Below are 12,996 nucleotides of genomic sequence, written 5' to 3'. Positions count from 1 at the left end.
ATGGTCATCTGATATTGGATAAATGGCCATCTCGTGCGTTATATAAGTAGTACAATTAATATTGGAGAGACTGAACAGTAAACGGTCTCTCCACTCGCGAACATTAAAGCAGGAAAACACGCAATCATAGCCATAGCTTTATTTTTATAGCTGTTCTTATTATCTGTGATGGCTTACACATCGATAAATGCAAATTAATAGTTGTGAAATACCGCGTTTGTTCGAATGAGAAAGCCAGGCACTAAAGATGCAATATACCTGCGTTTAATGTGCAAAAGAACGGACTCTTACCATCCGTCAGCGAGGATTACTACGCTATAGAGCAAGGATAAAGAGAGGATTGTTATCATGAGTTATCAAGATCCAAATCAACCAGGACAATACGGCGGCTACAATCCAACCCCCCCGCCCACAGATCCCTATAGTGGTCAGCAAGGAGAGCCCCAGAGTAATCCCGCTGGCGGTTACCAACAACCAGGATATGGTCAGCAGGGCTATCAACCACCTGCAGGTGGCTACCAGCAACCAGGCTATCAGCAACCCAACTACAATCAGGGCCCTTATAGTCAGCAGCAGGCTCCTTATGGTCAACAGAATCCTTTTAACCAGTTCGGAAGCAATCAGGAGACCTCAATTGGTATGAGCTCCAATGTTGCCAGCGGCCTCAGTTATCTCTTCAGTTGGATTTCAGGGCTCATCATTTTCTTGATGGAAAAGAAAAATCGTATGGTGCGCTTCCACGCTATGCAATCAATCTTATATGCTGTAGCGGTGATCGTAATAGACGGCCTATTGCGTATTCTGAGCGGCATGCCAGGGTTTCTCGGAACGACATTCGGCTGCTTGCTTGGACTGGTGGGCCTGGCTTCCTTTATCGTCTGGATCGTATTGGTCGTGAATGGTTTCCAGGGCAAGTACTTCAAGCTCCCCTTTATCGGTAATCTGGCAGAGAAATATGCCAACCAGGGGCCCACAACGTTATAGTTCTGGCCGCTAAATTCCATCGGTAGAGATACACTATCGCATATAAAACAAGTAGACAGGCGCTAATATGCCTGTCTACTTGTTTTATATGCGATAGTGTTGCGGGAAACTCAACGAGCGCTAGCAAGCAGTGAATCCTGCCCTTGCGTCTGGGCCAGGGCTGTCTGGATAAACAACTTCGCACTTCGTGACGCCAATTTTTGGGTTTCAGGAATGAGAGGTCTGAGGGTGCTCGTTTGAGCGGAAGGATAGATCAAACGCGCGTTTTAAAGCAGCCAACAGATCTCGCTCGGCAACCTGTGTCACCTGGGCGTCGGCAACCATACGGAAGCCGTGGTAGGCACCAGGATAGACGTGCAACTCCGTTGGCACGCCTGCTCGCATCAGGCAGCGAGCATACTCCAGATCTTCCTCCAGAAATAGATCGAGAGCACCCACATAGAGAAAGGTGGCAGGTAAGCCCTCCAGATGCTCAGCACGTGCCGCCGCAGCATAGGGCGAAACATCGGGCCCCCCGGGTTCCTGGCCCAACAAAGAGGTCCAACCAAAACGGTTGGCCTCTGGCGTCCAGATGAATTCCCCCGTGTATGGATGCGGTTTCGCCAGCGCACACGTGCGGTCATCGAGCATGGGAGCGAGCAGGAATTGGAACGCCAGGGAGACTTCCCCACAATCGCGCGTCAAGAGCGCTAATGCAGCAGCCAGCCCCCCTCCGGCGCTGCTACCCCCAACCGCGATCCGCTTCGGATCAATGCCCAGCTCGTCGGCATGAGTAGAGAGCCATTTCAAGGCCGCGTAACAATCCTCGATCGGACCAGGATAGGGCGTCTCAGGGGCCAGACGGTAGTCCACCGAAACGGCAGCACACCCGAGAGCTGACACGATACTTTTGACTGTGAGATCTTCTGCGTCAGCCGAACCCATAATATACCCGCCCCCGTGAATCCAGAGCAGGGCTGGGACCGCTCCCTGCACCGAGGTCGGCAGGTAGACCAGCACCCGTACATCGGGTGCCCCTTCTGGGCCGGGGATGAAGCTCTCGCTCACGGAAAGAACAGAAAACTGGGGCAAGTCCGCAGATGCCCGGGAACTCATGGCGCGTATCTGCCTCAGAGTTTCTGCGGTTAATACTGGGGCAGGAATCTGGTCAAGGATAGCAGCAAGCTCAGGATCAACAAGATGTCTGGTCGTCAATGTATCTTCCTTCCTTCATTCGTATTCCTCGTGCTTAATGACGGAAAGACGGAAAACAGGGCATGTGGCAGCCGTCTTCAGTATGAGCACGAGCGTGCTATACCGTGTCCCGGACCTTCAAGACAAATACATGCGCTGTTTTGCACCATGCATCAAACTTCATCTGCGCTTGACGAGGGTCGCGGGAGGTCTTATACTCCATAGAAGGACAACTGTCCTCAATAGGTAGATTGTAAAGGACAACTGTCCCCTTGTCAAGAGGAGATCATATAAAGAGGGGTGCTATGGAAACAGGGAGACGACAGGAACGAGTCGTCAAAAAAGAAGCAGGGATGCGCAGGAGGCCAGAACGGCGTCAGGCAGCCGATTTTGACCAGCGAATCTTGCGGGTGGCTCGGCAGTTGTTTGCCGAGCGAGGCATTGAGGATGTCAGTATGCATCAGATTGCCCGGGAAGCAGGCGTTGGTCAGGGAACGCTCTATCGCCGCTACGCCCATAAGGGTGAATTGATTCTGGATCTGCTTAATGAGAGCGCCCAGCGATTCGTAGAGGAGATCCAGGCTTATGCCCAGGATGGAGAAGTATGGTCAGCATTACAGCGCTTGGACAGCGTCCTCCACAAATGCATTGCCTTCATCGAGGAGGAAGGATTATTTTTGGTGGCAATCATGGATACATCGTCTGCTGAGAAGCGAGAGATGAAGTTTAGCACGCAGTACTATCGTGCCTCCCATAGCCTCATCGCGCATTTGCTTGAGGAAGCCATTACCCAGCAGGAACTTGCGCCGCTGGACACCATCTACACCGCCGATGCGCTCATTGCAACCTCCGATCCTGCCCTCTATCTCTTTCAACGGCAGAAGCGAGGGTATACGCCAGAACAGATCTTAGAAGGAATACGAGGTATCTATATCAAGGGCGTGTCTGTTCGCTCTCCCCGCAACCAGGCTCACGACGATCAGCCGGAGCCTCCTCTGGCTTGAAGGCTCTTGCGCAACTGGTAAATACCCTGAAGAGTAAACAACTCAACTCGTGCTTGTAGCAGCATGGTTCTACAAGCATGTTCACACATTGGGATATGGCAAGGATTCTTAGTTCATTCTTTCGCTCTTTATAACGACCATTTTCTGACGCTCTTGGCTCTGCTTTTCCTGCGAGAGAACGCACCACCTCGGCGAGCGTGATGCAGAAAGACGATCAATTCAAAGTAGAAACACCAGAGGAAATAGGGAGATATTTGAGCTACAAAAAACACCCGTGTGGGCGGGTGAAACGGCGATGTCCTATTTTCCCACGCAGTTGCCCACGTAGTATCATCGGGGCGGAAGAGCTTAACTACCGTGTTCGGGATGGGAACGGGTGTACCCTCTTCGCTAAAATCACCGGCTCACCTGCACAAACAGGTGTTTGTCTTGACGACATAAATAATAATACCTGAAGTAGAGCCAAAAGTCAAGCTTTTTTGAGACCAATATTTCCAATAGCAAAAAATCATTCTCTCCAATAATCATTTCTTGCGTAGAGGAAGGAAACGCTATAAGCAGGATCGTGCTGCTCCACATTCATTGTATGCCGAAGCGGAGCAGCGTATGGCCTCGGTTAACGTTGGGTATCGAATTGACCACGAATGGCCATTGGCCCTGTATATGTCCAGGGCTGCCAGGAGATAATGCCGTCACCGGCACGCACCATTTTCGCATTACGAAAGGTAAAATCTACCTGGAGCGTGGCTGCATCCCCATGCGATGTATATACCAGATGGGTTTGATACACTGTACGATGCGCTGACGGCGGCGCGACTACTTCGGCTGGCATACTATGCAGCACACGCTCAAAGGCAGCGAGTATGGTGTTGATTTGCTGTGGGGTGGCAGTATCAGATATCAGGATAATCTCCTGCCAGGTGGCGTGTTGATTGGGATTTACAGGTCGTGAAAGACCAAGAATCACGAGCTGCGAGACATCAACGGTATCGATGACACCATTGGAGATAACAAAACCACTGACACGCCAGTCTGGATAGCTGGGTAGCTGGCTGGAACCACACTGGCAGGGATTACAATCACAGGGACTACAGCTACAGGAGGAACAACCACGCGCGCCAAAGGCCTCACCACTGATAGGATACTGAACGATTGTCTTCATGGTCCCCGGTCTCCTTGTTTACAAGCTGAACACAAATGTGAACTGGCTCTGACCTCCCTGGACACACAACAAAGACGAACTAAGATTCTCTTTAAGCAGGTTATCAGCTTGCTTTCTTGAGACTTATGCAGGATGCTTTAGAGCATTTTACTATTACATTCATGCATTACAAGCATACCCTAACAGCTGGGGGATTGTCAAATCCCCGTAGCAACCACACGTGAAGGGCAATATCGCTCAAATAAAAGGAATAATGAACAAAGACGTAGGTGTGTGCCAGGGCCGCAGCCGAGGTACGGCCCTGGCACACACCTACGTCTTCCATCCTCTCTCTCAATCACAGGGAAATAAATTCGGGGCTAATGTGTATGCGGATGCTCATGATGCTCATGTTCGTGCTCGGCGTCGTGGCTGTGCTCAAAATGATGCGTTGAGAGGCCATAAGCGGTGCCCAGACAGGCCCTCAGGCAGTTAGGCCAGATCATATGTTTGCGTCCATAACCATAGCCGACCTGCTCAATGGAGATAGCAGGCATATCAAAATGGGCGAGTGTGGCGAGGATAGCGGCCCCTGTAGGCGTAACCAGTTCACCTTCGATGGGTGTTGGTACCCAGGGGGCTTTGACGGCGCTGAGAATCTCTAATGTGGCCGGTGCGGGCACGGGCATCAGTCCATGGGCCATACGCAAATGACCGCGTGTCAGGGGCAAGGGTGAAGCATAGAGTTGGGTGATACCCAGCGACTCGATAGCAATAGTATTGCCGACGATATCGACCAGCGCATCGACCGCACCCACTTCATGGAAATGGATTTCATCCAGCACAACTCCATGGACCGCCGCTTCAGCCTCACCCAGGGTACGAAAAATAGCCGTTGCAGTCTCTTTTACATAGGCAGAGAGATGAGAATCAGCTAACAACGCAGCAATCTCTGTAAAGCTTCGCGTCGGCTGTTCCTGATCGGTAAGCACAACCTCAAAACGTGATCCCGTAATGCCTTGATCGATGTAGGGATGGAGATGAAGCTTATAACCCCTCACTGGCAACGCCTGGAGCTCTTCCTGTAAGAGCTCAAAGGAAAGACCGGCATCCAGAAACGCTCCCAACAACATATCGCCACTCACACCCGAATGACAATCCAGATAGGCTATTTTTTCTGACATGGTACCGTCAATTCTTTCTATTAATCTTTAACGATGATTGACCCATGAATAGTGGGCTCCACCGCCTATTTTACACCATATCATAGACCACACCCTCGCGGGATATACATTCCATAATCACATTCTTCAATACACACAAAAAAGGCCCGCTACTCAGGGTCGAGTAACAGGCCACCGGGATATTAGATTGGGGAATATGTCTAGAGTTCGCCACCGGATTTGGCACGAGTATAACGATCATTCAATTCCGTTTTGGTTCGTGCATAGAGATCACGCCCCTGAACTAATGCCTCCTGAGCACGAGTACGGATATCATCATTAAAAGCACTGGCACGTAATTGAATTCCCTGCTCGCTCAATTGTGTACGTGTCTCCTCACCGGTTTGAGGAGCAACCAATAAACCAGCAGCAACACCCAGGCCAAAGCCCAGAGCCAAGCCCCATATAAATTTCATAGCTCGATTCCTTTCTTTTTCATTCAGTATAGCCTATAACCGAAGTAAAAGACCTTGAGGGTTTGTATATAATGAGCTTCCCTCAACTCTATGTACGTACCAGGTAGCACTTGTGCATCATTAATAGCCCGAATTATCCAGCAGTTCCTCGACCTTATCTAATAAAGCCGTCAGTTCAAATGGCTTACGCAATAAATGAACAGAATTATAGAACTGAGGCTCGCTCTCAATGGAACGTGATACCTCTTCAGCCTCCAGAACCGCTGCGGTATAGACAATCACAGGAATGTCGGCAATGGCGGAATCACTTTTTATCTGTTTGAGGACGTCTTGTCCGGACATATCGCCCAGTTTCAGATCCAAGATCAACAGGTCTGGTATCATGCTTTTGACTGTACTAAAAGCGTCTTTTCCTTCTTGCAAAATAGAAACCTGATACTGCTCATCTTCCAATACACGACGCATCAGGTGAAGGAGCTCATTTCTGTCATCGACAACAAGTATGCGTTTTGTCACATCCAATCAGCACCAGATTCCGCGCAACTGCCCGGTGGCACCGCCTCCTGTTATTGCTATTACAACACTCTACCAGCCAGCACTCGCCGTGAACTATTCTCTCGTGTGCTGTCAGTAAGTGTATCACGGTACAAGGCATTGAAACAAGGGCATGAGCAAGCTCTACCTGTTACTTGAATCTCTCTAGTAGAGAGATTCGATAGGTGGTCGCAAGTAGTGTCACTCTTTAATACGTTACAAAAATTGTCAGGAATACAAATAAAAAAAACTACACCGGGCTTTCAACGCTTGCGCTTGCAAGACTAACCTGCTTTTTAAACAATGGAGACAGGTGAAAGACCAATGTAGTTACAAAAATGGTGAGCGTGGTGGGATTCGAACCCACGGCAACCCGATTAAAAGTCGGATACTCTACCACTGAGTTACACGCTCATGTGTGTTTGACGTTGCCTATTATAGTGCATCTACCACTGCAATGCAAGAGGGTTTGGGGCTAATTTTGAGCTTTTTTGATCCATTTTTGAAAATTCGTAAAAAAATCGTGGCGTAGATCCGCCTCTCAAGCGCCTTCTCATCCAAGCTCAACCTTGCTCTAAGGCTTTGCCCTGCGATATCCACGTTTACAAAAGATGTCTTTTTATCCAAAGAAAAGCGTGTCATACCGTCATTTGTAACAATCACAAGTAGACAGTAATTTTAGATTAGAATGTTCAATAATGTAGGCACAGCACGAAACGCAGCGCAGGCCCGTGCTCTGTAACCCGTACGATTCCTAACCTCTGAAGCTTCGCAACCGTACCCGAACAGGAGAGAATGGGGATCAGATAGGGCGGTAGGGCGAGATGCCTGTACGAGGAACGGGGCATTTATGAATTTTGGAGATGATCAAAAATTGCTGGCTAAAAGTGTTGACAGAATTCATAGGGTCTGCTATTATAAACCACGTCGAAACGAAACGCTTGTATGTGCAGGCGAACCGGTGATTCTAGCGAAGAAGGCACACCCGTTCCCATCCCGAACACGGTAGTTAAGCTCTTCCGCCCCGATGATACTACGTGGGCAACTGCGTGGGAAAATAGGACATCGCCGTTTCACCTGCCCACACGGGCAATCATTCGCGGGAGTGGCTCAGTGGTAGAGCACTTCCTTGCCAAGGAAGATGTCGCGGGTTCGAATCCCGTCTCCCGCTCCAAACGCCATCTAATAAGATGGCGTTTTTTTATGCCCACAATAAGAGAAATATGCCCTGCCTTCTCATAAACTCAGCAGGAGTAACGCGTAGTAGCGAATTTATATAGGACTTATAGGTGATAAAGGCAAAAGAGCAATCAATCAAAAGCGTCTATGTCATAATAGACCAGATATTTGCAAGGCGTTCCTTGGTTACTCTATTCGTCTGTCCCCGCCTTAAAAATCGATCGTTGTCAACTTGTAATATATTTCTATCTATATTATACTTGATCAAGATTTCCAGCCTGGCTACGGTCATAATTCTTATCTATCTTGCTAATACACTGACCACCCTCATGTGAAAACTTGCCCGCTACGCGAGCAGGTGAGGGGAGAGATCAGGGCACTGCCCTGGACCCGGTCAGGGGATTGCATTCCCTGCAATTCACTTGATCACGAGGTACCCCTGCTTTTCACATCAAGGATGATAATTAGCCGCATTGCTGTATAAATCCACTTCTATAGATTCTGCGTGTATAGGATATTATTTTACTCCTTGAATTCATATAAGAGCGACAATAAATAGAGCCTATTCCACTATCAGGGAGGCAAAGGCGGTAGGACAATGAGGACGGAGAGTGAACAACTCTGGTATACCTGGTCAACGCGAGGATTTGGGGATGCGGGTTTCCAGATCCGTGCGGCGTCACCAGGTCTGATGGAGGAGGTCAACTCGGTCAATGTTCATAGTGATCGTATACAGACACTCCTCAAATATGTTACCTATGTGCTGCCACAAAATCAGAAGGATTCATCCGAGTTACCACCCCAGCAGGCGCCTGTTTCGCTGGCCTTTCGGCAAGCGGACCAGGAGCGTATTCTCGTTCATAAGAGTTATCTCCCCCCGGATGATGAGAGTACGTCAGGATCATTCTTTACCCACTTGCTGACGGACTTGCCAGCCATTTCAACGCTCAATACCTCCCTCCCTTTTACGGCCCGTGAGGCAATTAGCCTCTGGGGGGCCAGTTATTGGAAGACCTCAGATCAACTGGCTCCTGAAGAACGCACGTTGCCGCGTGTCGCATTCCCAACGCTCCAGGAACCAGAGACAGTCCCTGTTGAGAGCGAACGGATGCGTACAGGCAGTCTGAGCCGTCAAGATCTCAATCAGCTACCACGCGAGCAATTAGAGTTTATGCTACGCGCTTTCCTGATGCGTCAGCCTGGACAACGTATCTACATTGCGGCTGAGCCAAAAATCGTGGCAGGCTTGATCTGGGGACTGACACATAGCCTGCCTCGCACATTGGAGAGTATGCAGGAATTAACGTTCAGTACCTATGAACGTGTCGATAGCGCCCGTCCAGCCTCGATCTATGGCTATCCAGGGGATACCAATATCCTGCCTACCATTACGGGCACCTGCTGGCTGACCTCTCAGACAGGTGAATTGCCCGCTGCCTACTATCAGGATCAGGGTGTTAACGGCTACGCCTTGAATTGCTATAATGGTCGCGTTACCCCATTGATGCCGGAGACGGTTCTGGCCCGCTTTGTCCTCTTTGCGGTCGATTGTTTGCTAGAAGAGAATGAGCATAGCTATCGTGACCTCACAGACCTGCTCAAACAGGCTGAGACAGAACAGTGCAGCGATCTCGCACATTTTATGCGCATCTATATTTCGCGCCAGGATGCCCCGACACAAAATGATGTACAAGAACTGATCAACATCGTCAAGCAACGTCTGGACAATATTGTAGAGGAAGAGACACCACTGCTCGCGGATCTGGAGCGTCTCCGGCGTCCCAATGTCCAACAGACCATCGTTAAATGGATCGCCAGAAATCGTAGCTGGTGGGAACAAACCTGCCGCCAGGATTTAGTGGCCTGTTTCGCCTGTCTGGAGAAATATACCAATTATCCTCTGCCCTCAAATATCCAGCTGGTTATCGATACGCTCCAGAGCGCGATGAATGAAATAGGATTACTGGTTGCGACGCAGGTCAATGATGCTATCAATGCCAACAATATTGATAGCATGTACTTCTGGGTGGATATGCTAGAGCTTTCTGCACCACTACGACAATTTGCGCCGGTCTGGCTGCATCTGGTACAAGCGCTCAGTGCCGAAGATCTGGCCCGACGGGTCTTTCAACGCTGGTGGCAAATCAAAGGGGAAAACATCTTCCTGACCATCCATCATACCCTCAAGCTACAAAGTAGTGAGAGTCTGGTTACTGCCCTGACCCCCTTCGGCAAAAAGGTGGTAGATAAGATCCTCTCAGCACTCCAGGAAAAGGACCGCTGGGCAATCGATGACTGGCACGAAAAGCTCAGCAAGATCGCAACGCCACAGCAGGAGCCAGTGGTCTGGATCTATCTTTTTCAGCTCATTGCAACACAACCATATAGCGAACTACACTGGGAATGGTGGAATGCGTATGGCAAACAGCGCGCCTCTGAACTCAATCAGCTCGCTCAACACAATCCCTTCATCGCAGAACATCTCTATCAGATTGGAGATCTGCTCGTCAAAAACGCCGTTGCCATCATTCAACAGACGGATAGTCAGAAGGGGCTACACTCTTCAGCAGATTGGCCTGTCTGGTCGATCTGGAATGAGATGCTCTCTACTCTGACCGCCTTACGGGCCACGGATATCGGGGCCTGCCAGATCTGGCTTAATCTCTGGGGACATCTCTGGCCGTACATCTTCACATCCACCTACGAGCAATGGTGGCAGCGCCAGGGTTCAGAATGTTCTATTATTATTCGGCAATGCACAGAAGCTGCTCCCGATAGCGAAGTAGCCCAGAACCTGGAAATCTTTATTTTTGAATCGATGCTCCCTTTAATCTACAGCCAGATTGATCGGATGCTCAGTCAGGAAGAGCACGCTGTCCGCGAAGTTTCAAAGCACAATCTCTTTATACTCTTACGTGTCCTGGTCCACGCCTTGCCACAGCACTATCTGGAAGCGGTATGGATTGACGAAGGTTCTGGCTTATTGGACTATCTTACCGAGACCCTGCAAAACGACAAAGTGGATTTGATTTATCCCTGGGAAATTCAGCGTGGCTTGCTGGAAACCTGGGCACAACTGGAGACACTCCATAACCATAGCGCGCTTCATCCCTGGCTCGACGTTTCATGGGATACGGTTGGGCGGCTGATCGCTAATGAAAATCTTCCCACGAGCTGGCATAACCGCGCGGTGGAACAGGTATTGCGCACTCCCGTCACCCTGGAAGCATCCAGGCTCACGAGCTTGCTAACCAGTCCACAAGGCGGGCAAACATTTGAGACTGTCCTGCAGAGGTTGATTATCAATGAGGAGACCGCTCCGAACACGTTGCACTTCTTCCAGCATCTCATCGAGATCGCCTATCCAAATAAAACACAGATGCTGGGTAACTTACTGCTTGCGGCACGGGAACAGCCCGCCCTGGTGGAAGAATTACTACAATTAGCCTGCTTGACCCCGGAGGAAACAATCACCTTCATTGAGAACGATTGTCTGGCCTTGATTCAACAGGATAACTGGCCTGAAGCCTTTGCACCACTACTCACCCATTATCTGACGACTTTCGACGCCAGTCACCTCACGCAGGAGAGCACCCGGACATTTTTACAACTCTTGCACACACGCTCCCAGAGCGCCGCCCTTAAGCTGACTCCTGAGTTGATCGACTATATCCAGGGCTGGCTTTCAATTGGTGAGTTGCTCCAGCAACCGGAACTGAGTAAACGCTGGGTACGCCTGGCGAAACCTCCAACACAGCCACAGATTCAAAAGATGCAGCAGTTGCAACTGGAAGCTCGCACACATCTGGCCGCCAGCATCTATCCCATTCTCGTTGAGCATATAGATACAGAAATGGATCTTACGCGGCTGATCGACAACCTGGGACCCATCCTGACAGGACAGAACGCCGAGGTGGCTGAGACAACGATCAGCACCACCGTCCTGCTCGATATCGCTCCACATGTCAATGACCGCTACCAGCGACAACCGGAGATTGTACGGCTGATGCCCTATCTTAAAATCGCGCTGGAACAGGCACAAGAGCTCCTCGATCCCTATAAAGAAACCTTCCTGGATGCCTTCTGCCAGGCACTCTTTGCGGATATCGATATCACAGTTCACACCCGCATTACGGGCCAGAGCGCCCTCTGGCAGCCTGCGCTTCAGACGCTCTGGCATGACTATCTCCAGCGCCGGCATCAGGTCTACGCTGATGCTGTCTTACAACAATTCAAGTATGCTATCCAGAATGGAGATGTTGAAGCGATCGCGCAAGCCTATCAAAATGTTCTTAAAGAGGTACAATATCCAGGTACCCATGTCAGCCATGAGGAAAGGGATATCGCACTGCTGGCCGGGGACGTGGTAAGTTCCTACAAACTGCAAGATTTCGCAGCGCTCCAACAGGCACACCAGGAGGTACAACAATCAATCCATCGAGAACGCATCATCTATACGCCCGAGATAGAGCAGGCCATCACAAACTTGCCAGAAGAACTGGCAGCACAAAGTCGCGCCACACGCCCACTGCGCAAGCCCCGCGAATCGCGTGTACTCTCTAAACTCATCGCGCAACCCAACGCGGAAATCCTCAAAGCCCTTGAGCAATCCATCCAGGAAACGCAGGCGCGTACCAGCATTGGTACCGTGCAATCCAAATCTATCATGCTGGATCAGCTCAATAAAGTCCATACCTTCAAGCGCCTCTATATCAGCTATCGCTTGAGCATCATCGATCCCTTGATCAAAAATGCCCCCTGGAATAGTAAAGACCGCTCATACTATAAGAAAGAGAAGAAAGATCTGCAGGAATGGCAGCAACACAATGAACAATTCCTGCGCAAGAAAGCACTTGAGGATCTTATTGATAACGTCTTTATTAACTCGGGTATCGAATCCCGTATCAAGCAGGGACAGTGCGGCATTGAAGAGTTCTTACTGGAACAACGGGTACTGGATCATTTTCAAGCCTATCAACCAGATACCTATCGGGTACTTGTCGAGGATCATGCCTTTACCGAGACGGACGTTAAACAGGTATTGCGTATCTTCCGCCGCCGTGAACGCTTCGCCGAACGACTCTTGAAAGAGCGCAATGATCTGGATAGCTGGCTGGAAGAGCGCAAGAAACGCTATAAAGATCAGATCAACATCGATACTGGTTGGTAAACCGCTCATAACGAAGCGTCAGCGTCTCATGGTCCACACCTGTAAATGAATGAGATGCCTTTCTTTGAAAGTTGATTAAGGGAGAATGCATTATAGGTGTATTCCTGTTCAATGAAAGAGGGGTGACTAACATCCCCTCAGAGAGTGTCAGCCCCCCGTGGTCTCCACGGTC

At 49.8% G+C, this 12,996-nt stretch carries 8 protein-coding genes, 2 tRNA genes and 2 rRNA genes; 5 read left to right on the top strand and 7 right to left on the bottom strand.

Going from position 1 to position 12,996, the window contains the following annotated elements; translation table 11 throughout:
• Positions 1-348: 348 nt before the first annotated feature.
• The gene (locus F1593_RS01875; RefSeq protein WP_149399777.1) at positions 349-984 is read left to right on the top strand and encodes a DUF4870 domain-containing protein; all 636 of its coding nucleotides are present in this window, start codon (positions 349-351) and stop codon (positions 982-984) included.
• Between the two features lie 207 nt (positions 985-1,191).
• On the opposite strand, the gene F1593_RS01870 is transcribed toward F1593_RS01875, so the two are convergent.
• On the bottom strand, positions 1,192-2,178 hold the full coding sequence (locus F1593_RS01870; RefSeq protein ID WP_149399775.1) for an alpha/beta hydrolase: 987 nt from the start codon (positions 2,176-2,178) through the stop codon (positions 1,192-1,194).
• Between the two features lie 284 nt (positions 2,179-2,462).
• Here F1593_RS01870 and F1593_RS01865 point away from each other — a divergent pair, with 284 nt between their 5' ends.
• Entirely contained in the window at positions 2,463-3,161 is a 699-nt protein-coding gene (locus F1593_RS01865; protein ID WP_149399773.1) for a TetR/AcrR family transcriptional regulator, read from the top strand.
• A 287-nt stretch (positions 3,162-3,448) separates the two neighbouring features.
• Here the strand turns inward: F1593_RS01865 and rrf (F1593_RS01860) are convergent.
• From rrf (F1593_RS01860) to F1593_RS01835, 6 genes are all read right to left on the bottom strand, one after another.
• Positions 3,449-3,565 (bottom strand): 5S ribosomal RNA (rrf, locus tag F1593_RS01860).
• Positions 3,566-3,777: 212 nt separating this feature from the next.
• A complete protein-coding gene (locus F1593_RS01855) occupies positions 3,778-4,323 on the bottom strand; it encodes a DUF1326 domain-containing protein (RefSeq protein WP_149399771.1) in 546 nt (181 codons plus the stop codon).
• Between the two features lie 359 nt (positions 4,324-4,682).
• Positions 4,683-5,486 carry a nickel pincer cofactor biosynthesis protein LarC gene (larC, locus tag F1593_RS01850; RefSeq protein ID WP_149399769.1) on the bottom strand — a complete coding sequence of 268 codons (804 nt, stop codon included), beginning with the start codon at positions 5,484-5,486 and terminating at the stop codon, positions 4,683-4,685.
• Between the two features lie 200 nt (positions 5,487-5,686).
• A complete protein-coding gene (locus tag F1593_RS01845; protein ID WP_149399766.1) occupies positions 5,687-5,941 on the bottom strand; it encodes a YtxH domain-containing protein in 255 nt (84 codons plus the stop codon).
• 120 nt (positions 5,942-6,061) lie between these two features.
• Positions 6,062-6,457: a response regulator gene (locus tag F1593_RS01840; protein WP_268906995.1), complete on the bottom strand. Its 396-nt coding sequence runs from the start codon at positions 6,455-6,457 to the stop codon at positions 6,062-6,064.
• A gap of 357 nt (positions 6,458-6,814) precedes the next feature.
• Positions 6,815-6,889, bottom strand: a tRNA-Lys gene (locus F1593_RS01835).
• 543 nt (positions 6,890-7,432) lie between these two features.
• Here F1593_RS01835 and rrf (F1593_RS01830) point away from each other — a divergent pair.
• The 3 genes from rrf (F1593_RS01830) to F1593_RS01820 all read left to right on the top strand — a co-directional run bounded on the left by rrf (F1593_RS01830) (position 7,433) and on the right by F1593_RS01820 (position 12,824).
• Positions 7,433-7,549 (top strand): 5S ribosomal RNA (gene rrf / locus F1593_RS01830).
• A 25-nt stretch (positions 7,550-7,574) separates the two neighbouring features.
• Positions 7,575-7,649, top strand: a tRNA-Gly gene (locus F1593_RS01825).
• Between the two features lie 603 nt (positions 7,650-8,252).
• Positions 8,253-12,824, top strand: a complete 4,572-nt coding sequence (locus tag F1593_RS01820) for a GAP1-N2 domain-containing protein (RefSeq protein ID WP_149399761.1) — start codon at positions 8,253-8,255, stop codon at positions 12,822-12,824.
• The last annotated feature ends 172 nt before the right edge of the window (positions 12,825-12,996 follow it).

The sequence above is a fragment of the Dictyobacter arantiisoli genome (assembly GCF_008326305.1).
GTDB classification, from domain to species: Bacteria; Chloroflexota; Ktedonobacteria; order Ktedonobacterales; family Ktedonobacteraceae; genus Dictyobacter; species Dictyobacter arantiisoli.
This window is presented reverse-complemented; position numbering and strand designations above follow the sequence as displayed.

Bases quoted from the DNA above. Each gene is read 5' to 3' on its own strand.
- F1593_RS01875 (WP_149399777.1), top strand. From the start codon at position 349: ATGAGTTATCAAGATCCAAATCAACCAGGACAATACGGCGGCTACAAT.
- F1593_RS01865 (WP_149399773.1), top strand. From the start codon at position 2,463: ATGGAAACAGGGAGACGACAGGAACGAGTCGTCAAAAAAGAAGCAGGG.
- F1593_RS01855 (WP_149399771.1), bottom strand. From the start codon at position 4,323: ATGAAGACAATCGTTCAGTATCCTATCAGTGGTGAGGCCTTTGGCGCG.
- larC (WP_149399769.1), bottom strand. From the start codon at position 5,486: ATGTCAGAAAAAATAGCCTATCTGGATTGTCATTCGGGTGTGAGTGGC.
- F1593_RS01845 (WP_149399766.1), bottom strand. From the start codon at position 5,941: ATGAAATTTATATGGGGCTTGGCTCTGGGCTTTGGCCTGGGTGTTGCT.
- F1593_RS01820 (WP_149399761.1), top strand. From the start codon at position 8,253: ATGAGGACGGAGAGTGAACAACTCTGGTATACCTGGTCAACGCGAGGA.